Annotated in this window: 37 protein-coding genes; 1 reads left to right on the top strand and 36 read right to left on the bottom strand. The window is 48.4% G+C overall.

Annotated features, from left to right (window positions below; all coding sequences use genetic code 11):
* Positions 1-39 precede the first annotated feature (39 nt).
* The 36 genes from AC1RVX_RS20940 to rpsL form a co-directional block, all read right to left on the bottom strand.
* Complete coding sequence (locus AC1RVX_RS20940) at positions 40-678, bottom strand: peroxiredoxin (protein WP_493218515.1); 639 nt, start codon at positions 676-678, stop codon at positions 40-42.
* A 114-nt stretch (positions 679-792) separates the two neighbouring features.
* A complete protein-coding gene (dsbD, locus tag AC1RVX_RS20935; RefSeq protein WP_493218514.1) occupies positions 793-2,610 on the bottom strand; it encodes a protein-disulfide reductase DsbD in 1,818 nt (605 codons plus the stop codon).
* Complete coding sequence (gene cutA / locus AC1RVX_RS20930) at positions 2,607-2,936, bottom strand: divalent-cation tolerance protein CutA (RefSeq protein ID WP_493218513.1); 330 nt, start codon at positions 2,934-2,936, stop codon at positions 2,607-2,609. The genes dsbD and cutA overlap by 4 nt, the downstream gene beginning before the upstream one ends.
* Before the next feature lie 215 nt (positions 2,937-3,151).
* The gene (rplQ, locus tag AC1RVX_RS20925) at positions 3,152-3,547 is read right to left on the bottom strand and encodes a 50S ribosomal protein L17 (protein ID WP_110255935.1); all 396 of its coding nucleotides are present in this window, start codon (positions 3,545-3,547) and stop codon (positions 3,152-3,154) included.
* Between the two features lie 125 nt (positions 3,548-3,672).
* Positions 3,673-4,650, bottom strand: coding sequence for a DNA-directed RNA polymerase subunit alpha (locus AC1RVX_RS20920; protein WP_110255934.1), 978 nt, complete (start codon positions 4,648-4,650; stop codon positions 3,673-3,675).
* A gap of 104 nt (positions 4,651-4,754) precedes the next feature.
* Positions 4,755-5,378 (bottom strand): 30S ribosomal protein S4, encoded by a 624-nt coding sequence (gene rpsD / locus AC1RVX_RS20915; RefSeq protein ID WP_422939641.1) that lies wholly within the window; start codon positions 5,376-5,378, stop codon positions 4,755-4,757.
* A 223-nt stretch (positions 5,379-5,601) separates the two neighbouring features.
* A complete protein-coding gene (gene rpsK, locus AC1RVX_RS20910; RefSeq protein WP_110255932.1) occupies positions 5,602-6,006 on the bottom strand; it encodes a 30S ribosomal protein S11 in 405 nt (134 codons plus the stop codon).
* A gap of 31 nt (positions 6,007-6,037) precedes the next feature.
* Positions 6,038-6,403, bottom strand: a complete 366-nt coding sequence (gene rpsM, locus AC1RVX_RS20905) for a 30S ribosomal protein S13 (RefSeq protein WP_186950499.1) — start codon at positions 6,401-6,403, stop codon at positions 6,038-6,040.
* A 27-nt stretch (positions 6,404-6,430) separates the two neighbouring features.
* Positions 6,431-6,544 (bottom strand): 50S ribosomal protein L36, encoded by a 114-nt coding sequence (gene rpmJ / locus AC1RVX_RS20900; protein ID WP_014004415.1) that lies wholly within the window; start codon positions 6,542-6,544, stop codon positions 6,431-6,433.
* Between the two features lie 33 nt (positions 6,545-6,577).
* Entirely contained in the window at positions 6,578-6,796 is a 219-nt protein-coding gene (gene infA / locus AC1RVX_RS20895; protein WP_005663428.1) for a translation initiation factor IF-1, read from the bottom strand.
* 23 nt (positions 6,797-6,819) lie between these two features.
* The gene (secY, locus tag AC1RVX_RS20890; protein WP_493218512.1) at positions 6,820-8,157 is read right to left on the bottom strand and encodes a preprotein translocase subunit SecY; all 1,338 of its coding nucleotides are present in this window, start codon (positions 8,155-8,157) and stop codon (positions 6,820-6,822) included.
* A gap of 26 nt (positions 8,158-8,183) precedes the next feature.
* Complete coding sequence (rplO, locus tag AC1RVX_RS20885; RefSeq protein WP_110255929.1) at positions 8,184-8,615, bottom strand: 50S ribosomal protein L15; 432 nt, start codon at positions 8,613-8,615, stop codon at positions 8,184-8,186.
* A gap of 28 nt (positions 8,616-8,643) precedes the next feature.
* Positions 8,644-8,823 carry a 50S ribosomal protein L30 gene (rpmD, locus tag AC1RVX_RS20880; RefSeq protein ID WP_162039560.1) on the bottom strand — a complete coding sequence of 60 codons (180 nt, stop codon included), beginning with the start codon at positions 8,821-8,823 and terminating at the stop codon, positions 8,644-8,646.
* Positions 8,824-8,833: 10 nt separating this feature from the next.
* Entirely contained in the window at positions 8,834-9,352 is a 519-nt protein-coding gene (gene rpsE / locus AC1RVX_RS20875) for a 30S ribosomal protein S5 (protein ID WP_110255927.1), read from the bottom strand.
* Between the two features lie 12 nt (positions 9,353-9,364).
* Positions 9,365-9,727: a 50S ribosomal protein L18 gene (gene rplR, locus AC1RVX_RS20870; RefSeq protein ID WP_110255926.1), complete on the bottom strand. Its 363-nt coding sequence runs from the start codon at positions 9,725-9,727 to the stop codon at positions 9,365-9,367.
* Between the two features lie 12 nt (positions 9,728-9,739).
* Complete coding sequence (gene rplF / locus AC1RVX_RS20865) at positions 9,740-10,273, bottom strand: 50S ribosomal protein L6 (protein WP_493218511.1); 534 nt, start codon at positions 10,271-10,273, stop codon at positions 9,740-9,742.
* A 10-nt stretch (positions 10,274-10,283) separates the two neighbouring features.
* Positions 10,284-10,679 (bottom strand): 30S ribosomal protein S8, encoded by a 396-nt coding sequence (gene rpsH, locus AC1RVX_RS20860; protein ID WP_110255924.1) that lies wholly within the window; start codon positions 10,677-10,679, stop codon positions 10,284-10,286.
* Between the two features lie 14 nt (positions 10,680-10,693).
* Complete coding sequence (gene rpsN / locus AC1RVX_RS20855; RefSeq protein WP_110255923.1) at positions 10,694-10,999, bottom strand: 30S ribosomal protein S14; 306 nt, start codon at positions 10,997-10,999, stop codon at positions 10,694-10,696.
* Between the two features lie 7 nt (positions 11,000-11,006).
* Entirely contained in the window at positions 11,007-11,546 is a 540-nt protein-coding gene (rplE, locus tag AC1RVX_RS20850) for a 50S ribosomal protein L5 (RefSeq protein WP_423009073.1), read from the bottom strand.
* A 4-nt stretch (positions 11,547-11,550) separates the two neighbouring features.
* Positions 11,551-11,865, bottom strand: coding sequence for a 50S ribosomal protein L24 (rplX, locus tag AC1RVX_RS20845; protein WP_493218510.1), 315 nt, complete (start codon positions 11,863-11,865; stop codon positions 11,551-11,553).
* Positions 11,866-11,874: 9 nt separating this feature from the next.
* Entirely contained in the window at positions 11,875-12,243 is a 369-nt protein-coding gene (gene rplN / locus AC1RVX_RS20840; RefSeq protein ID WP_006464924.1) for a 50S ribosomal protein L14, read from the bottom strand.
* Between the two features lie 239 nt (positions 12,244-12,482).
* Positions 12,483-12,755, bottom strand: coding sequence for a 30S ribosomal protein S17 (gene rpsQ / locus AC1RVX_RS20835; protein ID WP_493218509.1), 273 nt, complete (start codon positions 12,753-12,755; stop codon positions 12,483-12,485).
* On the bottom strand, positions 12,755-12,946 hold the full coding sequence (rpmC, locus tag AC1RVX_RS20830; protein WP_162021780.1) for a 50S ribosomal protein L29: 192 nt from the start codon (positions 12,944-12,946) through the stop codon (positions 12,755-12,757). Before rpmC ends, rpsQ begins: the two co-directional genes overlap by 1 nt.
* Positions 12,947-12,958: 12 nt before the next feature.
* Positions 12,959-13,378 (bottom strand): 50S ribosomal protein L16, encoded by a 420-nt coding sequence (rplP, locus tag AC1RVX_RS20825; RefSeq protein ID WP_110255918.1) that lies wholly within the window; start codon positions 13,376-13,378, stop codon positions 12,959-12,961.
* Between the two features lie 2 nt (positions 13,379-13,380).
* Complete coding sequence (gene rpsC / locus AC1RVX_RS20820) at positions 13,381-14,214, bottom strand: 30S ribosomal protein S3 (protein WP_493218508.1); 834 nt, start codon at positions 14,212-14,214, stop codon at positions 13,381-13,383.
* 9 nt (positions 14,215-14,223) lie between these two features.
* Complete coding sequence (gene rplV, locus AC1RVX_RS20815; protein ID WP_174244915.1) at positions 14,224-14,556, bottom strand: 50S ribosomal protein L22; 333 nt, start codon at positions 14,554-14,556, stop codon at positions 14,224-14,226.
* A 6-nt stretch (positions 14,557-14,562) separates the two neighbouring features.
* Positions 14,563-14,838, bottom strand: a complete 276-nt coding sequence (gene rpsS / locus AC1RVX_RS20810) for a 30S ribosomal protein S19 (RefSeq protein WP_110255916.1) — start codon at positions 14,836-14,838, stop codon at positions 14,563-14,565.
* A gap of 10 nt (positions 14,839-14,848) precedes the next feature.
* The gene (gene rplB, locus AC1RVX_RS20805) at positions 14,849-15,676 is read right to left on the bottom strand and encodes a 50S ribosomal protein L2 (RefSeq protein WP_186950513.1); all 828 of its coding nucleotides are present in this window, start codon (positions 15,674-15,676) and stop codon (positions 14,849-14,851) included.
* A gap of 2 nt (positions 15,677-15,678) precedes the next feature.
* On the bottom strand, positions 15,679-15,993 hold the full coding sequence (gene rplW, locus AC1RVX_RS20800; RefSeq protein WP_422939648.1) for a 50S ribosomal protein L23: 315 nt from the start codon (positions 15,991-15,993) through the stop codon (positions 15,679-15,681).
* A complete protein-coding gene (gene rplD / locus AC1RVX_RS20795) occupies positions 15,990-16,613 on the bottom strand; it encodes a 50S ribosomal protein L4 (protein WP_186950515.1) in 624 nt (207 codons plus the stop codon). Before rplD ends, rplW begins: the two co-directional genes overlap by 4 nt.
* Positions 16,614-16,616: 3 nt before the next feature.
* Positions 16,617-17,273: a 50S ribosomal protein L3 gene (gene rplC / locus AC1RVX_RS20790; RefSeq protein WP_422989130.1), complete on the bottom strand. Its 657-nt coding sequence runs from the start codon at positions 17,271-17,273 to the stop codon at positions 16,617-16,619.
* Positions 17,274-17,495: 222 nt separating this feature from the next.
* Positions 17,496-17,813, bottom strand: coding sequence for a 30S ribosomal protein S10 (gene rpsJ, locus AC1RVX_RS20785; RefSeq protein ID WP_110255911.1), 318 nt, complete (start codon positions 17,811-17,813; stop codon positions 17,496-17,498).
* Positions 17,814-17,945: 132 nt separating this feature from the next.
* Positions 17,946-19,136: an elongation factor Tu gene (gene tuf / locus AC1RVX_RS20780; RefSeq protein ID WP_493218507.1), complete on the bottom strand. Its 1,191-nt coding sequence runs from the start codon at positions 19,134-19,136 to the stop codon at positions 17,946-17,948.
* 78 nt (positions 19,137-19,214) lie between these two features.
* Positions 19,215-21,320: an elongation factor G gene (gene fusA / locus AC1RVX_RS20775; protein WP_493218506.1), complete on the bottom strand. Its 2,106-nt coding sequence runs from the start codon at positions 21,318-21,320 to the stop codon at positions 19,215-19,217.
* 128 nt (positions 21,321-21,448) lie between these two features.
* Positions 21,449-21,919 carry a 30S ribosomal protein S7 gene (rpsG, locus tag AC1RVX_RS20770; RefSeq protein ID WP_162039546.1) on the bottom strand — a complete coding sequence of 157 codons (471 nt, stop codon included), beginning with the start codon at positions 21,917-21,919 and terminating at the stop codon, positions 21,449-21,451.
* A gap of 144 nt (positions 21,920-22,063) precedes the next feature.
* Entirely contained in the window at positions 22,064-22,447 is a 384-nt protein-coding gene (gene rpsL, locus AC1RVX_RS20765) for a 30S ribosomal protein S12 (RefSeq protein ID WP_110258019.1), read from the bottom strand.
* Positions 22,448-22,980: 533 nt separating this feature from the next.
* Between rpsL and AC1RVX_RS20760 the strand changes: the two genes are divergently transcribed.
* Positions 22,981-24,864 (top strand): phosphoethanolamine transferase, encoded by a 1,884-nt coding sequence (locus AC1RVX_RS20760; RefSeq protein WP_493218505.1) that lies wholly within the window; start codon positions 22,981-22,983, stop codon positions 24,862-24,864.
* Positions 24,865-24,887 lie beyond the last annotated feature (23 nt).

Here is a 24,887-nt window from a genome sequence, read left to right as displayed (position 1 = left end):
TCGTGGCTTTTTGTTTATCCGCAAATACGCTTACATTGCTTATTTGTTTGGCTGCGGTGTGATACGCAGATAAGGACGTGGTGCTGTATAACCTTTAGGATATTTTTGCTTGATAACTTCTTCATCCTTGATCGACAAAGGGATGATGACATCATCACCGTCACGCCAGTTACCTGGTGTGGCAACGCTATAACCATCGGTCAGTTGCAGTGCATCAATCACGCGCAAGACTTCGTCAAAATTGCGGCCAGTGGTCAAAGGATAGGTAATAATCAGGCGAACTTTTTTATTGGGATCAATGATGAACAGCGAGCGCACTGTAACAGTCTCGGACTGATTGGGGTGGATCATGTCATACAGTGCAGCAACTTTCCTGTCAGCATCAGCAATGATAGGAAAACCGACCACGGTTTTTTGCGTGTCTTCAATATCCTTGATCCATTGCACATGGGATTCTGCGCCATCCACAGACAAAGCTATCGCCTTGACGTTGCGCTTGTCAAATTCAGGTTTCAGTTTTGCAGTGAGGCCTAATTCGGTGGTGCAGACTGGTGTGAAATCAGCCGGATGTGAAAACAGGACAACCCAGGAATTGCCTGCCCACTCATGAAACTTCAATGTCCCGATTGAGGAATCTTGCTCGAAATCAGGGGCGATGTCACCTAAACGCAAAGTCATTTTTTTCTCCAAAAAAAGAAAACAAGAATTTGAATATAGCGCTTGTATCGTTACGACTCAAGGATAGTTTTGTTGCAAGCTTATACCTGTCCCTGAATATGCATCCCTGCTGGCTTATTTGCCTTCAGCGCGTTGCAATGAAGCAAGAAATTTCTCTGCATTCTGGTAACCGATAACGCGCTTTCCCTGCACTTCCGCTCCTAGTCCATCAAAGAAAATAATGCCTGGTGGCCCGAACAAGTTGAAGCGTTTCAGCAAGGCTTTATCATCTGCATTATTGGCAGTCACATCCACTTGCAGCAAGAGCATATTCTCTAGCCGGGCCTTGATCTTCGTTTCAGGGAAAGTCAGTTTTTCCATTTCCTTGCAGGATACGCACCAGTCGGCATAAAAATCCAGCATCGCCATTTTGCCTTTGGACTGTGCCAGTGCGGCATCCAATTCAGCAACACTGCGCACGCGGGTAAAACTGACGCCGTGTACCTGATTTCCATACAAATGCGCAAGCGGCGAAAACACGTCGCGACCACCGGTAGTCACACCAACGAGCTGCACCGCACCCAGCAACAAAAACACGACAGCCAGTGCTTTTGCACCCAGGCCGCCACGGTGAAAAAATAATTGATGGACGGCATAAGCAATCAACAGCACGGCCCAGCCTGCCATCTGTACCCAAACCGGGATCACCGGACTGATCATCCACAAGGCCATAGCCAGCATCAGCACGCCGAAAAAGCGCTTGATGCTTTCCATCCACATGCCAGCACGCGGCAACAAGCTGCCGGCAGACAAGCCTACCAGCAACAGCGGTACGCTCATGCCCATGGCCATGGCAAACAGTGCCGTACCACCGACCACCACATCACGGGTCTGGCTGATATACACCAGTGCACCGGCCAGCGGTGCGGCGACACAAGGACCGACGATCAAAGCCGAAATGGCGCCCATGAAAAAGACGCCGAACAGCTTGCCATTGCGCTGCCCTTCCGATGCGACTGTTAATTTTGTCTGCAGGGCAGTCGGCACCTGCAACTGGTAAAACCCGAACATGGATAGTGAAAGTATCACCATCAGCAAAGCGAAGGCCGACAGGACCCAGGGATTCTGCAGAGTAGCTGATAAGCCTTCGCCAACCAGACCAGCAGCAATGCCCAGAGCGGTATATACCAGAGCCATACCCAGCGAATAACTGAGTGATAACAGGAAACCGCGATGACGCTGTATGCCTGCCCCTTCGCCAATTATGATGGACGACAGAATAGGTACCATCGGCAACACGCAGGGCGTAAACGCCAGCCCCAGACCGAGTAGCATGAAGAGTGGCAAAATCAGGCTCAGCTTGCCACTTTTCAGGGCTGCACTGATGCTGCTGGTTTCTTCATCGGTACTCGCCTCATTTGGTTTGCTTACGTTAGCCTCACCTGCATCTGCGGGCTTGTCAATTGCAGGGGCGCTTGCTGCCGCAGTACTACCCGCAACAGCCTGTAATTTGAGTGGTGTTTCCAGCGGCGGGTAACACAAACCCTGATCTGCACAGCCCTGGCGCCCTACCTTCAATGTGAAATCCCCTGTTGACAGGACAGGCACACGGACCACTACAGACTTTCTATAGGTCTCCACTTCTTTCTGGAAGGTTTCATCAAACTTGACTTTGCCTTTTGGCAGTTGAACGTCGCCAAGCTTGGCGTCGTCAGAGCTGAATTTGAAACGTTCACGATACAGGTAGTAGCCATCCGCAATCGTGAATGTCACTTCAGCAATCCCTGGTTCCACCATTTTGGCAGACACCTTGAAAGCATCTTCAGGGTCGAGGAAATCTTCCGCCGTCGCAAATGGTGCCAGCAGCAACGCAAAAATCAGTGCGCCAAGGCGCAGCAGGTGAGCAAACACAACAAAATGAGGAGCGGATCGCTGTAGCGGAAATGAGTTCATGACGGTTCAGTTTCTTTTCTTACCCACCCCAGATAAGCTGGCAACCCAGAAACCAGGGGAATGGCAATGATTTCAGGTAATTCGTAAGGATGGATGCTTGTTATCAATTCCACCAGTTGATCATAGCGAGCTTGCGTCGTCTTGATCATTAACTGGACTTCTGTTTCTTCCTGTTGCTGGCCATCCCAGTTGTATATGGACAATATATCAGAGGAAATGTTCACACAAGCAGCCAATTTCTGAGCGACGATCTGGCTCGCCATGCGCTTTCCAATTTCGCGGTCTGGCACATTGGTCAACACCAATATAAAGTCTTGCGTGTCCACGTTTGCTCCAAAATTTTATTTTAACAACAGTTGTGTGCTAGCGTCCTGGGAGTCTCTTCAACTTATATAGCCAGTTCTCATTAGTCGGCGCAGGGCGGCTTTGCATTACATTGAAAGTAAATAATAGTGGGTAGAAAAACAAAAAGCCGTTCAGTATAAACTGAACGGCTTTTCAAGGCCGGGACATTGCTGTCACCGACATGCATTACTTTAGATTACTCAGCAACTGGTGCATCAGCTGCATCTACGCCTTCTGGGCGATCCAGCAGTTCAACGTATGCCATAGGAGCATTGTCGCCGACGCGGAAACCCATTTTCAGGATGCGCAGGTAGCCGCCGTTACGATTTGCGTAACGTGGGCCCAGTTCAGCAAACAGCTTGACTACCATTTCGCGGTCGCGCAAACGGGAGAAAGCCAGACGCTTGTTAGCCAGTGTGTCTGTTTTACCCAAAGTCAGAATCGGCTCGATAACGCGGCGCAGTTCTTTGGCTTTTGGCAAGGTTGTTTTGATAGCTTCGTGACGCAACAGGGATACTGTCATGTTGCGCAGCATTGCCAGACGGTGGGAAGAAGTACGATTCAGCTTACGTAAGCCGTGACGATGACGCATGGTATTTCCTTTCAGATTTAAATGCCAGCTCTTCTATCGATAAGTAAAACTTATCGCGGGCCGGTAATTATTTTTACTACGGTTAAAAAACGAGCGGGCTGTCTCAGCCCACTCGTAGTGACAAATTATTTTTCCAAGCCAGCTGGTGGCCAGTTTTCCAGTTTCATACCTAAAGACAAGCCACGGGAGGCCAGAACTTCCTTGATTTCGTTCAAGGACTTGCGACCCAGATTTGGTGTCTTCAACAGTTCATTTTCGCTACGCTGGATCAGGTCACCAATGTAGTAAATGTTTTCTGCTTTCAGGCAGTTGGCTGAACGTACTGTCAGTTCCAAATCATCGACTGGACGCAACAGGACAGGATCAACTGCAGGTGCGCGGGATGGAGCTTCAGCAGCGGCTTCAGTACCTTCCAGAGCAGCGAAGACATTCAATTGATCAACCAGCACGCGGGCAGATTGACGGATTGCTTCTTCAGGAGAGATAACGCCATTGGTTTCGATATTGATAACCAGTTTATCCAGATCAGTACGTTGTTCAACGCGGGCAGATTCCACAGCGTAAGAAACACGGCGCACTGGAGAGAAAGACGCATCCAGTATCATACGACCGATGGTTTTGTTCGCATCTTCAGACAAGCGGCGAACGTTACCTGGCACATAGCCACGGCCTTTTTCTACCTTGATCTGCATGTCCAACTTACCGCCAGCAGTCAGATTCGCGATAACGTGATCCGGATTGATCAGTTCTACGTCATGCGGCAGATCGATGTCGGAAGCCAATACGGCGCCTTCACCATCTTTTTTCAATGTCAGTGTAACTTCATCACGGTTGTGCAACTTGAAGACAACGCCTTTCAAGTTCAACAGGATGTCAACGACGTCTTCTTGCACGCCATCGAGGGAAGAATATTCGTGAACTACACCAGCGATCACAACTTCAGTCGGTGCATAACCAACCATAGTGGACAACAGAACGCGACGCAGTGCGTTGCCCAGTGTGTGGCCATAGCCACGTTCAAACGGTTCCATCACGACTTTAGCGTGACCGGCACCCAACATTTCCACATCGATAATACGTGGTTTTAACAGATTGTTTTGCATGAATGTCCTTTTCAATACCCTCGGCTCGTTACACCGATAAGGCTGATGGCATTAAAGAAAAAAGCCTGCCTGTCGCAAAACAGGCAGGCGGTGAAACTTGAATATTAACGAGAATACAATTCAACGATCAGGGATTCGTTGACATCGTGAGCGATGTCGCTGCGATCTGGCATGGACTTGAAAGTACCTTCCAGTTTCTTCGCATCAACAGCAACCCAAGTAGGCATGCCGGATTGTTCTGCCAGAGACAGTGCTTCAGCGATACGAACTTGCTTTTTAGCTTTTTCACGAACGGCAACTACGTCACCAGCTTTAACCTGGTAAGAAGCGATGTTGACAACGATGCCGTTGACTGTGAATGCTTTGTGGCTGACCAGCTGACGTGCTTCAGCACGTGTGGAACCGAAGCCCATACGGTAAGCAACGTTGTCCAGACGGGATTCCAGCAATTTCAACAGCGTTTCGCCTGTGTTGCCTTTTTGACGGTCAGCTTCAGCGAAGTAGCGGCGGAACTGACGTTCCAAAACGCCGTACATACGTTTAACTTTTTGCTTTTCGCGCAATTGATTACCGTAGTCAGAGGTACGAGCACCAGAAGTGCGACCATGTTGACCTGGTTTTGCGTCCAGTTTGCATTTAGAGTCCAGGGAGCGACGTGCGCTCTTCAAGAACAGGTCCGTGCCTTCGCGACGGGAGAGTTTTGCTTTTGGTCCGATATAACGTGCCACGATATTTTCCTTGTAAATGACGTAATGTTTTCTACACTACGCTAGTCTGATCTGCCTGCAATCAGACGGTGGTCTTAACAACAAAGACGGTGTCTTTGTGAATTCTAAAATTTCCACAACACAAAACCCGCCAACGAAATGGCGGGTCTGCATTCTAACGGAGATTCCGCAAGAATGCCAGCAGAGAATAATTCTGCTTAGCTAAGTAGCTTAAATACGCAACTTAAATACGACGACGCTTTGGAGGGCGGCAGCCGTTATGTGGAACTGGAGTAACGTCTTGAATCAGGGAAATCTTGATACCCAGATTGTTCAAGGCGCGTACTGAAGACTCGCGACCTGGGCCTGGGCCTTTGATACGAACTTCCAGATTTTTGATACCGCATTCAACAGCGACTTTACCAGCTGCCTCTGCTGCAACCTGCGCTGCAAACGGAGTAGACTTACGTGAGCCTTTAAAACCAGCACCACCGGCAGTTGCCCAAGACAACGCATTGCCTTGACGATCAGTGATCGTGATGATGGTGTTGTTGAAAGAAGCGTGAACGTGAGCGATACCTTCCGCAACGTTCTTTTTAACTTTCTTACGCGCACGTGCTGCTGCAGCGTTATTTTGAGCTTTTGCCATAATGTTTTCCTTGGATCCGGGCTAACCTGGATTATTTCTTCAAAGATTGCGCTGCTTTACGTGGACCCTTACGAGTACGCGCATTAGTGCGTGTACGTTGGCCACGGCAAGGCAAGCCTTTACGATGACGGAGACCACGGTAGCAACCCAAGTCCATCAAGCGTTTGATGTTCATGGACAGTTCACGACGCAAGTCGCCTTCGACGATAAATTTACCGATTTCGTCGCGAAGCTTCTCGAGTTCGTTGTCATCCAGATCTTTAACCTTTTTATTGGTCAAAACACCTGTTGCGTCACAGATTTTCTGTGCGCGTGGACGGCCAATACCATAGATAGCTGTTAAGCCGATTACGGTATGCTGATGATTTGGGATATTAACCCCTGCGATACGTGCCATTCGTTATTCCTCGTTCAATAACGTTAATTAACCTTGGCGCTGCTTATGGCGTGGTTCTGTGCATATAACACGAACAACACCCTTGCGCTTGATGATTTTGCAGTTGCGGCAGATCCGCTTAACTGATGCGAGAACTTTCATTTTTGCCCTCTTTCCTTCTAGTTCATTTTAAATTTACTTGGTACGGAACACTATTCGCGCCCGGCTCAAATCATAAGGCGTCAATTCCACTGTCACCTTATCACCTGGAAGAATACGAATATAGTTCATTCGCATCTTCCCGGAAATATGGCCAAGTACAACATGCCCGTTTTCCAACTTAACTCGAAATGTTGCATTCGGAAGATTCTCCAGAATCTCGCCCTGCATCTGTATAACGTCGTCTTTTGCCATTCGATCTGCTGTCCCCTGGGCGATTACCGTGAAGGAATCCCGCCCTTGAAATTTGCTTTACGAAGAAGCGATTCATATTGCTGGGACATCACATAGTTCTGTACCTGCGCCATAAAGTCCATGGTCACCACCACGATAATCAGCAGAGACGTTCCGCCGAAATAAAATGGTACTTTCCACTTCGCAACCAAAAATTCTGGCAACAGACAAACCAGCGTAATATAAATCGCACCAGCCAGCGTCAAACGCATCAAAATCTTGTCGATGTAGCGGGCAGTTTGATCACCAGGACGAATCCCCGGAACAAACGCGCCACTTTTCTTCAAGTTATCAGCGGTCTCTTTGCTATTGAATACCAAAGCGGTATAGAAAAAGCAGAAGAAAATGATCGCTACTGCATACAACAAAGCGTGTATCGGCTCACCTGGCGCCATCGACGCGGCCAAATCTTTCAAGAAGGTAACTACACCACTCGTTGAAGATTCAGCACCCTTGGTAAACCAGCTGGTAATCGTCGCCGGGAACAAGATGATGGAAGAAGCAAAAATCGGAGGAATTACGCCTGCCATATTCAACTTCAGTGGCAAATGACTGCTTTGCCCACCATACACTTTATTACCCACTTGACGCTTGGCATAATTCACCAGAATCTTGCGTTGACCACGCTCGACAAACACCACAGCAAACGTTACTGCCGGAACTAGAACACAGATCACCAGTGCCGAGAAATTACCTATCTGACCGCTACGTACCAATTCAAACAGATTACTCAAACCACCAGGCAAACCTGCCGCGATACCAGAGAAAATGATGATGGAGATACCATTTCCCAGACCACGTTCAGTGATTTGTTCACCGAGCCACATCAGGAACATCGTACCTGTCACCAGGGACACTACCGTCGTGAAACGGAAAGCGAGACCCGGGTCTATCACCAGGTTAGCCTGACCTTCCAGACCAAATGCAATAAAGTAGGCTTGCACAGTTGCCAGCAACAAGGTGCCATACCGCGTATATTGCGTAATCTTTCTACGACCGGATTCACCTTCTTTTTTAAGGGCTTCCAGTTGCGGAGAGACGATCGACATCAGTTGCATGATGATCGATGCCGAAATATACGGCGTGATACCGAGCGCAAAAATCGCAAAGCGCTGCAGCGCACCGCCTGAAAACATATTAAACATACCCAGAATACCGCCCTGGTTTTGTTTAAACATTTCCGCCAGCACGTTTGCATCAATGCCAGGTACAGGAACATGTGCACCTATCCTGTAGACAACCAGTGCCGCCAGCAAGAACCAGAGTCGCCCCCAGGGAAACCCGCTTGCAGCACTTTTATTTTGTTGTGGAGATGTTGCCAATTAATGCTCCGGTTGTCTGCTTTGAATTAAGCGATTGTGCCACCAGCAGCTTCGATTGCAGCTTTAGCGCCTTTAGTGACGATCAAGCCGTTCAAAGAAACTTTCTTGGTAATTGCACCAGACAAAATGACACGGACTACACGTGCCAGTTCAGAGACTACGCCGGCTTGTTTCAAAGCCAAAACGTCGATTTCTGTGACTGGCAGGTTTTCCAGGTCTGTCAGGCGAACTTCTGCTTTATACGGCGTTGCCAGTGATTTAAAACCACGTTTTGGCAAACGACGTTGCAGAGGCATCTGACCGCCTTCAAAACCAACTTTATGAAAGCCGCCGGAACGGGACTTTTGACCTTTATGGCCACGACCCGCTGTTTTACCTAAGCCTGAGCCGATACCGCGACCAACACGACGTTTGTAGTGTTTTGCGCCATCTGCTGGCTGGATTGTATTCAATTCCATAATTTGCTCCGATCGCAAACCAAACGGTTTACGATACAACCTTCACAAGATACGAGACTTTATTGATCATGCCACGTACTGCTGGTGTGTCTTCCAATTCAGAAACTGAATTGACGCGACGCAGACCCAGGCCACGTACAGTTGCACGGTGATCCTGGCGTGTGCCGATCAAACCTTTAACCAATTGCACTTTTACTGTCTTAGACATGAGGTGCTCCTTAACCGAGAATTTCTTCAACAGTTTTGCCACGCTTTGCAGCGATTTCAGATGGAGTACTCATCTTGGCCAAACCATTCAAAGTTGCACGAACCATGTTGTAAGGGTTAGTGGAACCGTTGGACTTCGCCACAACGTTTACAATACCCATTACTTCAAAAATCGCGCGCATTGGACCACCAGCGATAACGCCAGTACCTTCTTTTGCAGGAGAAATCATGACGGAAGATGCGCCGTGCTTGCCAGTAACGGTGTGTTGCAAAGTACCGTTCTTCAAAGTCACTTTAATCATCTTGCGACGTGCTTCTTCCATCGCTTTTTGTACGGCTACTGGAACTTCTTTCGATTTTCCCTTGCCCATACCGATACGGCCATCGCCGTCACCAACGACTGTCAGCGCTGCGAAACCCATGATACGACCGCCCTTAACCACTTTGGTTACGCGGTTGATCGCGATCATTTTTTCGCGCATGCCATCATCCGGCTTGTCGGCTGCTGTTTTTGCTTGCATTTTTGCCATGACAAATTTTCCTTAGAACTTCAAGCCAGCTTCACGGGCTGCTTCTGCAAGCGCCTTGACGCGACCGTGGTAACGGAAACCGGAGCGGTCAAACGCAACTTCGGTAACCCCTGCTTTGATTGCCTTCTCTGCAACACGTTTGCCGATCAAGCTCGCTGCAGCAGCATTGCCACCCGCACCAGACTTGCCAGCCAACTCTGCACGTACTTCCGCCTCTACGGTAGAAGCCGATGCCAACACTTTGGCGTCTGGGCCAATGATGTTTGCATAGATATGCAGGTTTGTGCGATGCACGGCCAGGCGGTTCACTTTGAGTTCTGCGATCTTGGCACGGGTTTGACGTGCGCGGCGCAGACGTGATTGTTTCTTGTCCATCGTCAACCCCTATTACTTCTTCTTGGTTTCTTTAATCACAACCACTTCGTCCACATAGCGGACGCCTTTGCCTTTATAAGGCTCTGGACTGCGGTATGCACGAACTTCAGCAGCAACCTGACCAACTTTTTGCTTGTCAATCCCTTTAATCAGGATTTCAGTTGGTGTTGGTGTTGCACATGTCACGCCAGTTGGCATTGCATGAACAACTGGGTGCGAGAAACCAAGAGACAAATTCAATTTGTCGCCTTGCGCTTGCGCTTTATAACCAACGCCGACCAAGCTCAGTTTCTTTTCGAAACCTTTAGTGACGCCATTAACCATATTATTGACGAGGGCACGCAGGGTACCGCTCATCGCATTGGCTTCACGACCATCATTAGCTGGGGAAAAACTCAAAGTGCCATTGTCGTTCGTAACAGTCACCAAACCATTTAAGGATTGAGACAATACGCCCTGTGGGCCTTTAATTGTAATCTGCTCTGTCGAAATGGTGACTTCAGCACCTGCCGGCAAAGCGATTGGCATCTTACCTACTCGAGACATCTTTCACTCCTTAGGCGACGTAGCAAATCACTTCGCCACCGACACCGGTTGCGCGCGCTTTGCGGTCAGTCATGACGCCTTGTGGTGTGGAAACGATAGCCACTCCCAAACCGTTCATCACACTTGGGATCTCGTCTTTACCTTTGTAAATACGGAGACCTGGACGTGAAACACGTTCCAAGCGTTCAATGACAGGACGTCCTGCGTAATATTTCAAGCCGATTTTTAATTCGGACTTACCTGCAGTTTCAGAAACTGCGAAATCTTCAATGTAACCTTCGTCTTTAAGTACGTTCGCAATTGCGATCTTTACTTTGGAGGACGGCATCGCGACGACAGTTTTTTGAACAACTTGTGCGTTACGGATGCGGGTCAGCATATCGGCGATAGGATCGCTCATACTCATTGCTTATTCTCCTATTACCAGCTGGCTTTAGTCATACCCGGGATTTCACCACGCATGGCGACTTCACGGAGTTTAATACGGCCCAAACCAAACTTACGGAATGTGCCACGTGGGCGACCTGTCAAAGCGCAGCGGTTACGCTGACGAGTCGGATTGGAGTTACGTGGCAAGGCCTGCAACTTCAGACGAGCAGCATACTGCTCTTCTTCAGTCTTTGATTGGTCATCAATGATGGCCTTCAATTCGGCGCGTTTGCCAGCGAATTTCTTCACCAGGTCTGCACGCTTTTGCTCACGATTAATCAGTGCCAGTTTTGCCATGGCGACCTCAGTTTCTGAACGGAAATTTAAATGCGGCGAGGAGCGATTTCGCTTCGTCGTCGGTCTTTGCTGTTGTCGTGATACTGATATTCATACCACGCAACGCGTCGATCTTGTCGTATTCGATTTCAGGGAAAATGATCTGTTCCTTGACACCGATATTGTAGTTACCACGACCATCAAACGCACGACCAGAAACGCCACGGAAGTCACGTACACGCGGCAAAGCCACAGTGATGAAACGATCCAGGAATTCATACATCTGAGCGCCACGCAAAGTTACCATACAACCAATTGGGTAACCTTCACGGATTTTAAAACCAGCGATCGCTTTGCGAGCTTTGGTAACTACTGGTTTTTGACCAGCGATCTTGGTGAGATCACCAACCGCATGCTCGATAATCTTTTTGTCAGCGATTGCTTCAGACAAACCCATATTCAGGGTGATTTTCAAGATACGTGGGACTTCCATGACTGACTTATAAGCGTACTTTTCAGTCAATTCACCAACGATTTTATCTTTATATATTGCTTGTAGACGGGCCATGATGTTATGCCTTCACAACTTCGCCAGTCGACTTATAGATACGGACTTTCTTACCATCCACTACCTTGAAGCCTACACGGTCTGCTTTGCCAGAAGCTGCATTAAACAATGCAACATTTGACACATGAATCGGCATCAGTTTATCCACGATGCCACCAACTGCGCCAGTCATTGGGTTTGGTTTAACTGCCTTTTTGGCCACATTAACACCAGCAACAACAACGTAATCGCTATCGATGCATGTTTGCACCTGACCGCGCTTACCTTTGTCTTTACCCGTCAAGACGATGACTTCGTCGTTTTTACGAATTTTGTTCATCACAACCCCTTACAGCACTTCAGGAGCCAAGGACACGATTTTCATAAAGCGCTCAGTACGCAGTTCGCGTGTTACTGGGCCGAAAATACGAGTACCGATAGGCTCAAGCTTTGCATTCAACAATACTGCAGCATTGCCATCAAATTTGACCAACGAGCCATCTTGACGACGAACACCCTTAGCTGTCCTCACGACAACGGCGTTGTAAATTTCACCTTTTTTTACACGACCGCGCGGAGCAGCAGACTTAACAGTGACTTTGATTACGTCACCAATACCCGCATAACGACGCTTGGAACCGCCCAACACTTTAATGCACAAAACTTCGCGCGCACCAGTATTGTCAGCCACTTCCAGCCGGCTTTCTGTTTGAATCATAATGTTCTCTTTCCCAACTTAATCCACACAACTTGCACTATGCAAATTTGTAGTCAGTCTTGGTCCTGCCAGCTAACCCCTACATAACCTACAATGCACGAGCCAACTGATTAGGTGGACGATTTTTTAACCACTTTCACAACAGGAGGGCGTTGCGAAAGACATTTAGGCTGCCATTCGCATACTTTGCAAATGACAGCCCATCATTATTACACCAAAAAACGATTTGTGCAATAAATTTATACTACTTGTGCGACTTGAACTACACGTGTCACTGTCCAAGCTTTAGTCTTGGAGATAGGACGACCTTCTTGAATTTCAACGGTGTCGCCAGCCTTTGCCTGGTTTGCTTCATCGTGTGCATGGTACTTTGCAGTACGTACGATGATCTTGCCATACAGAGGATGCTTGACGTGACGCTCAACAACCACTGTTACGGTTTTGTTCATCTTGTCAGAGACAACCTTGCCAATCAATGTGCGCTTGAGTGCAACTTTAACTTGATCGTTCATTATTTGGCATCCTTCTGGTTCATGACGGTTTTTACACGTGCGATGTCACGACGAACTTTTTTCAACTGTGAAGTGTTAGTCAGCTGTTGCGTAGCGATTTGCATACGCAGGCTGAATTGCGCCTTCAACAGGTCATTCAGTTCTTTAGTCAAAGCCGCCTGATCCTTACCTTGGAGTTCAGATACTTTCATTTACAACTCCTATTATTGGCCGACTTGACGGACGACGAACGTAGTCAACAGCGGCAATTTAGCTGCAGCCAAGCGGAACGCTTCGCGTGCCAGCGTCTCATCGACACCATCCATTTCGTACAACATTTTGCCTGGTTGAATCTCGGCAACGTAGTACTCAGGATTACCTTTACCATTACCCATACGGACTTCCGCTGGTTTCTGGGAAATTGGCTTGTCCGGGAAAATGCGGATCCAGATACGGCCACCGCGTTTAATGTGACGTGTCATTGCACGACGCGCAGCTTCAATCTGACGCGCTGTGATACGACCACGGCCAACCGCTTTCAAGCCAAACTCACCGAAGGAAACTGCTGTACCACGAGTATGCGAGATACCCTTGTTACGGCCTTTCTGTTCCTTACGATATTTTCTGCGTGCTGGTTGCAGCATGATTATTCTCCTGCTTTCTCAGCCGGGGCTGCAGCGTCAGCTTTTGCGCGTACGCGCTTGGCTGCCGGGGCTGCTGCGCCGGTCGTCGGTGTTTGTCCTTCAGGACGCTTGGCACGTGGACGGCTATTTGGCTTGCCATCATCACGACGAGGACCACGACGTTTTTTGTCGTCTTCCGGAGTCGCTTCGATAACAGGCGCATCGCCATTTGCCAAACGATCGCCTTTGTACACCCATACTTTTACGCCAATGATGCCGTAAGTTGTGGATGCTTCGCCGAAGCCGTAGTCGATATCAGCGCGCAAAGTATGCAGAGGCACGCGGCCTTCGCGATACCATTCTTTACGTGCGATTTCGATACCATTCAAACGACCACCAGACATGATCTTGATACCTTGTGCACCCAGGCGCATTGCATTCTGCATCGCACGTTTCATGGCGCGGCGGAACATGATGCGTTTTTCCAGCTGTTGAGCGATAGAATCAGCGATCAATTGTGCATCGATTTCTGGTTTGCGAATTTCTTCGATGTTGACGTGAACAGGCACGCCCATCAATTTCGACAACTCAGATTTCAATACCTCAATGTCTTCGCCTTTTTTACCGATTACAACACCCGGACGGGAGCTATAAATAGTAATGCGTGCGTTTTTGGCAGGGCGCTCAATGACGATGCGGCCTACAGACGCGTTTTTCAGTTTCTTCTTCAGGTATTCACGTACCTTCAGATCTTCGATGAGCATGCTGGCAAAGTTACCATTGCCAGCATACCAACGGGAAGACCAGTTACGCGTTACTGCCAAACGAAACCCGGTTGGATGTATCTTCTGTCCCATCGTGACTCCTTAGTTACCAACGGTCACATAAATGTGACAGGATTGTTTAGAGATACGATCACCACGACCCTTAGCGCGTGCTGTGAAGCGCTTCAGAATCGCACCTTTTTCGACATAGATAGTCTTTACTTTCAGCTCATCAATGTCAGCGCCATCATTGTGTTCGGCGTTTGCAATTGCAGACTCCAACACTTTCTTGATGATCGCAGCACCTTTTTTAGGGCTGAATGCCAGGATATTCAATGCCTGATCTACTTTTTTACCGCGAATCAGGTCAGCCACCAGGCGACCTTTTTGCTCAGACAGACGCACACCGCGCAAATTTGCTTTAGTTTCCATCATCGGTCCTTATCTCTTAGCCTTTTTATCGGCAGCGTGACCCTTGAACGTACGGGTCAGCGCGAATTCGCCGAGCTTGTGACCAACCATGTTTTCGGAAACATAAACTGGTACGTGCTGCTTACCGTTATGAACCGCAATGGTCAAACCGATGAAGTCCGGCATAATTGTCGAACGACGGGACCAAGTCTTGATTGGCTTTTTGTCTTTAGTCGCTTGCGCGGTTTCGACTTTCTTCACCAGGTGGGCGTCGCAAAACGGCCCTTTTTTCAATGAACGTGTCATGTTTTATCCCTTATTTCTTGCCACGGCGTGAGACGATCATCGAAGTAGTGCGCTTGTTGCGACGTGTCTTCTTACCCTTGGTTTGCTGACCCCATGGCGATACTGGGTGACGGCCGGCTGCAGTTTTACCTTCACCACCACCGTGCGGGTGATCGACCGGGTTCATGACCACACCGCGAACGGTAGGACGAACACCACGCCAACGCATTGCACCAGCTTTACCGATTTTGCGCAGGTTATGCTCGCCGTTGCCCACTTCACCGATCGTTGCGCGGCATTCGATATGAATACGACGAACTTCACCGGAGCGCAGACGAACCTGAGCGTAAGTACCTTCGCGTGCCATCAGCACAACGCCAGCACCAGCTGTACGTGCAATCTGAGCACCTTTACCTGGCAGCATTTCTACGCAATGCATAGTTGTGCCGACCGGGATATTACGGATAGGCAAACAGTTACCAGATTTGATCGGCGCTTGCGAACCGTTCATGACCTGATCACCAGCTGCCATACCTTTAGGAGCGATGATGTATGCACGTTCACCATCCGCGTAGCACAACAAAGCAATGTGTGCCGTACGGTTAGGATCGTATTCAATACGTTCTACTTTTGCAGGGATACCATCTTTGTTGCGTTTGAAGTCAACCAGACGATAATGCTGCTTGTGACCACCACCGATATGACGGGTAGTGATGTGACCGTTGTTATTACGGCCAGCAGTTTTTGATTTCTTTTCCAACAAAGCAGCGAACGGACGACCTTTGTACAGGCCTTCAGTCACTACCTTCACCATACCACGACGACCTGGTGAGGTTGGCTTCATCTTAACGAGTGCCATGCTTATGCCCCCTCAGTGAAGTTAATTTCCTGACCTGGCTTCAAGCATACAAAAGCGCGTTTTGTATGATTGCGGCGGCCATTAAATTTACCGGTACGTTTTTGTTTACCTTGGCGATTTGCTACTTGTACAGATTCAACTTGTACTTTAAACAGCAATTCGACGGCAGCTTTGATTTCTGGCTTGGTTGCATCTGGCATAACCAGGAAAACCACTTGCTCATTCTTTTCAGCAACCATAGTTGCTTTTTCAGAAATCACAGGAGCCAGCAACACCTTCATCAGGCGTTCTTCGCTATGTTTGACTGGTGCGTTCATGCCAGCATCTCCTCAATCTTTGCCAGTGCCGGCTTGGTGATCAACACTTTCTTGTAGAACACCAAAGAAACTGGATCAGCATAACGTGGCTCAACAACCAAAACATTTGCCAGGTTACGCGCTGCCAACATCAGGTTTTCATTGAATTCGTCAGTGATGATCAGGACGGAATCCAGGCAACCCATTGCCTTGAGCTTTTCGGACAACAGTTTTGTCTTAGGTGCATCAACAGCAACATTGTCAACCACATTCAAACGACCTTCACGAGCCAACTGAGACAGAATCGAGCAGATACCTGCGCGATACATCTTCTTGTTAACTTTGTGAGAGAAATTCTCATCAGGTGAGTTCGGGAATATACGACCACCGCCACGCCACAAAGGAGAAGAAGACATACCAGCACGTGCACGACCAGTACCTTTTTGACGCCAAGGCTTCTTGGTTGTGTGATGGACTTCTTCACGATCTTTTTGTTTGCGGTTACCGCTACGAGCATTGGCTTGGAATGCAACGACGACTTGATGAATCAAGGCTTCATTGTAGTCACGACCAAAGATAGTATCAGGAGCGGCTACGTTAGACGCTGCTTGACCTTGTTCGTTTAGGAGCTTCAGTTCCATGGATTAGGCTCCCTTCTTTGCTTTAACTTTAACAGCAGGAGATACAACTACCTGACCATTTTTTGCACCCGGTACAGCACCCTTCACCAGCAACAACTGACGCTCAGCATCAACGCGAGCGATTTCCAGATTTTGCACAGTGCGAGTAACGTCACCCAGATGACCAGTCATGCGCTTACCAGGAAAAACACGACCTGGATCCTGCGCCATACCGATAGAACCAGGTACATTATGCGAACGGGAGTTACCGTGAGAAGCGCGACCGGAAGCGAAATGGTGACGCTTGATGGTACCGGCATAGCCTTTACCAATAGAAACGCCTTGCACATCCACTTTTTGACCAGCTTCGAACATGCCAACAGGCACAACATCGCCTGCTTTCATTTCAGCAGCTTTAGCAGCATCAATACGGAATTCTTTTAATACAGTACCAGCTTCAACACCTGCTTTTGCGAGGTGACCGGCAGCCGCTTTTGTTACGCGAGATGCACGGCGCTGACCGAAAGTTACCTGAACAGCGGAGTAACCGTCTGTTTCAGGAGTTTTGACTTGCGTCACGCGGTTGTTGGATACGTCCAAAACAGTAACCGGAATTGAATCCCCGTCATCTGTGAAGATGCGCATCATACCAACCTTGCGACCAACTAGGCCCAAGCTCATTGTTTTCTCCATTCTCACCTACGATTGGGTGAGGCTGATGTTTAAAAAACTTAAACGAATAGGCCAGCAATTGCTGACCTACATCTAAGCCTTCGATTATAGCCTGCGAATTTTTTATTTACAAGACTATTTATTTGAATTTTCGAAAAATTGTGGTATGTCGAATTTTCAGTATTTATCTGGAAATACAAATTTGCATCCGTATTTCCAGATCAAACAGGATTATTGCAATTTGATTTCTACGTCAACGCCAGCTGGCAGATCGAGCTTCATCAATGCATCAACTGTTTTGTCAGTTGGGTCGACGATGTCCATCAAACGCTGGTGAGTACGGATTTCGAATTGATCACGGGAAGTTTTGTTCACGTGTGGGGAACGCAATACGTCGAAACGCTGGATACGTGTAGGCAGAGGAACCGGGCCTTTAACAACAGCGCCAGTGCGCTTGGCTGTTTCTACGATTTCCAGAGCGGACTGGTCGATCAGTTTGTAATCGAAAGCCTTCAGACGAATACGGATTTTTTGATTTTGTGTGGACATGTTCATTCCTGTAAAGAGCGAGCCACTCACGGCAGAGCCGGTGGCATATTGAATAAAGAGCGAAAACTACACTGGCTGCCGTATCAAATTTAATACGACAGCCAGCTAGTATACTACAAATTACGACAGATATTACTCGATGATTTTAGCAACAACGCCAGCACCGACTGTACGGCCACCTTCACGGATAGCGAAGCGCAAGCCTTCTTCCATCGCGATCGGGTTGATCAATTTAACAGTGATAGAGACGTTATCACCTGGCATGACCATTTCTTTGTCTTTCGGCAACTCGATCGAACCAGTTACGTCCGTTGTACGGAAGTAGAACTGTGGACGGTAGTTGTTGAAGAATGGGGTATGACGACCACCTTCATCTTTGGACAGAACATAGATCTCGCCTGTGAAGTGGGCGTGAGGCTTGATGGAGCCTGGTTTTGCCAACACTTGACCACGTTGGATATCTTCACGTTTGGTACCGCGCAGCAATACACCAACGTTGTCGCCAGCCTGACCTTGGTCGAGCAATTTGCGGAACATTTCAACGCCTGTGCAAGTTGTCTTGACTGTGTCTTTGATACCAACGATTTCGATCTCTTCGCCAACTTTGACGATACCGCGTTCGATACGGCCTGTAACGACTGTACCGCGACCGGAGATGGAGAATACGTCTTCTACTGGCAGCAAGAAGGCGCCGTCAACAGCACGTTCTGGTGTTGGGATGTAGGAATCCAGCGCTTCAGCCAGTTTCATGATGGCTTCTTCGCCCAATGGGCCTTTGTCGCCTTCGAGGGCCAACTTAGCGGAACCTTGAATGATTGGCAGGTCGTCGCCTGGGAATTCGTATTTGGACAACAATTCACGAACTTCCATTTCGACCAGTTCCAGCAATTCTGCATCGTCAACCATGTCGCACTTGTTCAGGAACACGATGATGTAGGGAACGCCAACTTGGCGGGCCAACAGGATGTGTTCACGTGTTTGTGGCATTGGACCATCTGCTGCGGAGCAAACCAGGATCGCGCCGTCCATCTGTGCTGCACCGGTGATCATGTTTTTAACATAATCAGCATGGCCTGGGCAGTCTACGTGGGCGTAGTGGCGATTGGCTGTTTCGTATTCGACGTGGGCTGTATTAATAGTAATACCGCGCGCTTTTTCTTCTGGCGCTGCATCGATCTGGTCGTAGGCTTTGGCTTCGCCGCCAAATTTCTTCGACAAGACTGTCGCGATCGCTGCTGTCAGTGTGGTTTTGCCGTGATCAACGTGACCAATTGTGCCTACGTTTACGTGCGGCTTGGTGCGCTCGAACTTACCTTTTGCCATTTTATTCTTCCTTCAAAAAGAACGATTTATCAACAATAGAAAACCTGCCCCTACATGGGGCAGGCCTTTGATTCTGTATTACTTAGCTTTGGATGTGACGATTGCGTCGATCACGTTCTTAGGCGCTTCAGAGTAGTGCTTGAATTCCATCGAGTACGTAGCGCGACCTTGGGTAGCGGAACGCAGGGACGTGGAATAACCAAACATCTCAGACAAAGGCACTTCAGCTTTGATGATCTTACCACCGCCGCCAGCGATTTCGTCCATACCTTGAACCATACCGCGACGTGAAGACAAGTCACCCATGACTGTACCAGCGTAGTCTTCAGGTGTTTCAACTTCAACGGCCATCATTGGTTCCAGGATAACTGGACTTGCTTTACGGCAGCCATCTTTGAATGCCATCGAACCCGCCATACGGAAGGCGTTTTCGTTGGAGTCAACGTCATGGTAAGAACCGAAGAACAATGTGACTTTAACGTCAACTACCGGGTAACCAGCCAATACACCAGAAGTCAGTGTTTCGCGAACACCTTTTTCAACTGCAGGGATGTATTCGCGTGGAACTGTACCACCTTTGATCGCGTCAACGAATTCAAAGCCTTTACCTGGTTCTTGCGGTTCGATCTTCAAAACAACGTGACCATACTGACCACGACCACCGGATTGCTTAACGAATTTACCTTCGATTTCTTCGCAAGTTTTGCGGATAGTTTCGCGGTAAGCAACTTGTGGTTTACCTACAGTGGCTTCAACATTGAATTCACGCTTCATACGGTCAACGATAATATCCAGATGCAACTCGCCCATACCAGCGATAATTGTTTGACCAGATTCTTCGTCAGTACGTACGCGGAAAGATGGATCTTCAGCGGCCAGACGGTTCAATGCCAGACCCATTTTTTCTTGGTCAGCCTTGGTTTTTGGCTCAACTGCCTGAGAAATAACTGGTTCTGGGAATATCATGCGTTCCAGAACAACGATTGCTTTTTCGTCACACAGCGTATCACCAGTAGTTGTGTCTTTCAGACCAACAACCGCAGCGATATCACCCGCCATCATTTCTTTGATTTCTTCACGTTGGTTCGCGTGCATTTGAACCAGACGGCCGATACGTTCTTTTTTCTCTTTAACAGAGTTGTAAACGCTGTCGCCAGAATTCAATGTACCGGAGTAGCAACGGATAAAGCACAATTGACCAACGAATGGATCAGTTGCGATTTTGAATGCCAGAGCAGAGAATTTCTCTGTATCTTCAGCTTTACGAACAACTGGTTCGTCATCTTCGTTCACACCAGGAACTGGAGGAATATCCAATGGGGATGGCAGGTATTCAACAACCGCATCCAACATCGCCTGAACACCTTTGTTCTTAAATGCAGTACCGCACATCATAGGAACGATTTCAGAGGCGATAGTACGTTGACGCAAAGCAGCCTTGATTTCAGCTTCAGACAAATCACCTTCTTCAAGGTATTTATTCATCAGCTCTTCACTGGCTTCAGCAGCTGCTTCAACCATGTTTTCACGCCATTTTTGTGCGTCAGCAACCAGATTTTCTGGAATGTCGCGGTATTCAAATTTCATACCTTGAGATGCCGTGTCCCAGATGATCGCTTTCATCTTGACCAGATCGATAACGCCTTCAAACAGGTCTTCAGCACCGATAGGTACTTGCAGAGGCACTGGATTGGCTTTCAGACGTGCACGCATTTGATCGTACACTTTGAAGAAATTCGCGCCAGTACGGTCCATCTTGTTGACGAATGCCAAACGTGGGACTTTGTACTTGTTAGCCTGACGCCATACGGTTTCAGACTGAGGCTGCACACCACCTACTGCACAGTAAACCATGCAGGCGCCATCCAGAACACGCATGGAACGCTCAACTTCAATCGTGAAGTCAACGTGGCCTGGTGTATCAATGATGTTGATGTGATGCTCAGGGAAATTGTTCGCCATGCCCTTCCAGAAGCATGTCGTCGCAGCGGAAGTGATAGTAATACCACGTTCCTGCTCTTGCTCCATCCAGTCCATGGTGGCAGCGCCATCATGCACTTCACCAATTTTGTGGTTTACACCTGTGTAGAACAGAACGCGTTCAGTTGTCGTCGTTTTACCGGCATCAATGTGAGCAGAGATACCGATATTGCGGTAACGCTCAATGGGGGTCTTACGGGCCATAGCTAATCCTAAATCTTTTAATGGACAAAACCGAGCGCATTTTTTTACAAAAATCGCGCCCGGCCTGATTCAAAATACTTGCCAGAGCCATTGCATGATTGACATACAATCGCTCCTTACTCTTACTCTTAGAAGCGGAAGTGAGAGAAGGCCTTGTTGGCTTCAGCCATACGATGGACTTCATCACGCTTCTTCATTGCGCCGCCGCGACCTTCTGCGGCTTCCAGCAATTCACCACCCAGACGTTGTGGCATGGATTTTTCGCTACGCTTGTTAGCGGCTTCACGCAACCAACGCATAGACAAAGCCAGACGACGAACTGGACGAACTTCTACAGGCACCTGGTAGTTAGCACCACCAACACGGCGGGATTTAACTTCAACCAGTGGCTTGGCGTTGTTGATTGCCAGCGCAAACACTTCCAAAGGATCTTTACCAGATTTTTGTTGGATGTGATCGAATGCACCGTAGATGATACCTTCAGCAACAGACTTCTTGCCGGACAACATCAATACGTTTACAAATTTTGCTACTTCTACATTACCGAATTTTGGATCCGGCAGTACGTCCCGTTTCGGGACCTCACGACGACGTGGCATTTCAATTCCTTTCAATCTTCAGTTGAGCACAAAGCAACATTTTGCTTCACACTCGCGACAGGCCATCATAGCCAGTCACTTACTCGGCTTATTCCAAACCGACACTGATCCGTAATAGATTACGGAGATTAAATTACGAGATAATTACTTCTTAACTGCCTTAGCACGCTTAGCACCATATTTGGAGCGAGCTTGCTTACGGTCTTTAACGCCTTGAGTATCCAAAGCACCGCGAACCATATGGTAACGAACACCTGGCAAATCCTTTACACGACCACCGCGCAGCAATACAACGCTATGTTCTTGCAGGTTATGCCCTTCACCGCCGATGTACGAAATAACTTCGAAACCGTTGGTCAGGCGAACTTTGGCAACTTTACGCAAAGCCGAGTTAGGCTTTTTTGGAGTTGTCGTATAAACGCGGGTGCAAACGCCACGTTTTTGCGGGCTGTTTTCCAGCGCCGGCGATTTGCTTTTAACACGTGCAGAAACACGTGGTTGGCGAATCAGTTGATTGATGGTTGGCATCGTTTTTAATCCAACAAAATACAACGTTAAACACAAACCCGGAAACGGTTGCCCGGGAACTTAAAATCATTTTTTTGCCTGAATCCTCAGGCCAACCCGACTTGGCCGACTGCTTTTGCCTGCTTTTTAAGCATTGCCACACATGCCAACATATGCCAAATACAGCGCATAAACACATGAAACAACAATAGAAAATACAAACCCAAAATCGAGAACTCGCAATTTTATGCCCTGATGGACAAGCCTGTCAACGCTTTTTATTTCTTAAATTCAAGCGCTTAGCTCGTATGTGAGGTCTTTCAGGGTAGAAAATTTACTCAAAAAATCAAGCTCTAACGATGTCGCCGATAGATCCTGATGATCAGTCAAAGTCAAAATACCCTTAAATGCTGCAGCTATCGCGCCGTAGATAGGTCAACACGCCCCAATCTAAATCATTTACTATTTACGCCCTTGATCCGGCGGAATCCATCGCCAGCGGCAACACTGGCACCGATGACGCCCACTTATTCAGCAAACTAAGCAATTTGACAATGCCCACCCTGTTTCGCCCTGCATCACTGTTCCTGATCGCCAGTTACCTGTTGATTTCAGCCTTGCCGTTTTTCCCACTCTTGCAGGGCCAGTCCGTGGACAAGCCTTATCACTTGCTGGCAATGGAAGTGTTGTCCTGGCTGGGATTCTGGGCCCTGCTGAAAAAACCGCGCTGGTTTCATTACCTGTTGCTGCCCGCATTTTTTGCTCTGCCTGTTGAAATTTACCTTCGCCTTTACTTTGGGCAGGGCATTTCTACCCATCATCTGGGCATCATGGTTGAGACCAGCCCAAAAGAATCAATGGAATTTCTTGGCAATAAGGTCTGGCTACTCCTGTTGATTATTGTTGCCGTCATCGTCTGGTGGTGGGGTCTGTTAAAGATAGCGCGCGCTCACAGTCACTGGGACTGGCATCATCGTTCACGCTGGCTGGTATTGGCCATGTTCGTAGTTGGTCTGGGCGTGTGGTTTTATGGCGAGCAAATCGGTATTGCAGAAAAACCAGCGTCTGCCAGCACCAGTGCATCGGCCTCTGATACGGACGAAGATGATGATGACGACGATAGCAGTGCATCTGCATCGGCCAACGCTTCTGCCAGTGCTTCTGCTAATCACATAAGTAAATGGGCGGACAGTCTGAAGAAGCAACTCCCCCCCCTGCCATACTGGGCACAAATCCCGTATGACGAAGAAACTTACATACGCACCTGGCCTTTTGGCCTGAGCTTGCGGGCTGCTGATTTCTGGAATGAGCGCGATTACCTGTCCAGATTATCTGAAAAAAGCCGCGCCTTCCGCTTTCAGGCCCATCTGGATGGCAACCCTGAATTGCCGCAAACCGTGGTGATGGTCATCGGTGAATCCTCACGCTTCGATCGTTGGAGCCTGAATGGTTATGAACGTGATACCAATCCCCTGCTCAGGCAGGAAAGCAATCTGGTCAGCTTCAGTGACGTGGTCACGGCAGTCTCTGCCACCCGGCTGTCGGTCCCTATTATTGTGTCGCGCAAACCTGCCGCACAGAGCCTGAAAGCCGGCTTTTCAGAAAAATCTTTCCTGACGGCCTATAAAGAAGCTGGCTTCAAAACCTATTGGCTATCGAACCAGATGAGCTTCGGGCAATTTGATACCCCGACTTCAGTATTTGCCAAAGAAGCAGATGTGACCCAGTTCCTGAACCTGGGCGGCTTTACCAATAGCTCGAATCTGGACGAAGTGCTGTTGGAACCCATGGCCAATGCCATGCGCGATCCTGCACCGAAAAAGCTAATCGTCTTGCATACCCTGGGTAATCACTGGAACTACAGCCATCGCCACCCCGCCTCCTTCGATAAATGGAAGCCTTCTTTGTTCGGCGTGAGCAATCCCGCCTATACCGACTTGAAAAACAAGCAGGCGCTCAACAATAGCTACGACAATTCGATTTTGTATACCGACTGGATGTTGTCTGAAGTCATACAGAAACTGAAAACCAGCCAGCAAATCACCGCCCTGTTTTTTGTCGCTGATCACGGCCAGACCTTGTATGACGGCACCTGCAACCTGGCTTTTCATGGTCACAATACGCAGTATGAATTCCATGTCCCTGCCTTCATCTGGTATTCGGATGCGTATCAGGAACAATTTCCCAACAAGGTCATCCAATTGCGACTGCATCAGAAAGCCCGGCTGTCAACTGAAAACGTGTTTCACAGCCTGCTGGATATGGCCAATATCCGTTACCCAGACGAAAAACTGGAATGGAGCATACTCAGCCAAAAACTGAAAGCGCATACACGCTATGTCGACAGTTATGGCTGGACCAATTACGACAATGCCACCTTCAAAGGGGACTGCCGTGAAGTGATGGATAAGAAGACGCCGTTGGCACAGGAGAAATAAAGCGAACCCCAGTGTCGCACCAG

Source organism: Undibacterium sp. GW821-FHT11B02 (assembly GCF_058808955.1).
The sequence above is the reverse complement of the archived record's forward strand: the minus strand, read 5'-3'. Positions and strand labels throughout refer to the sequence as shown.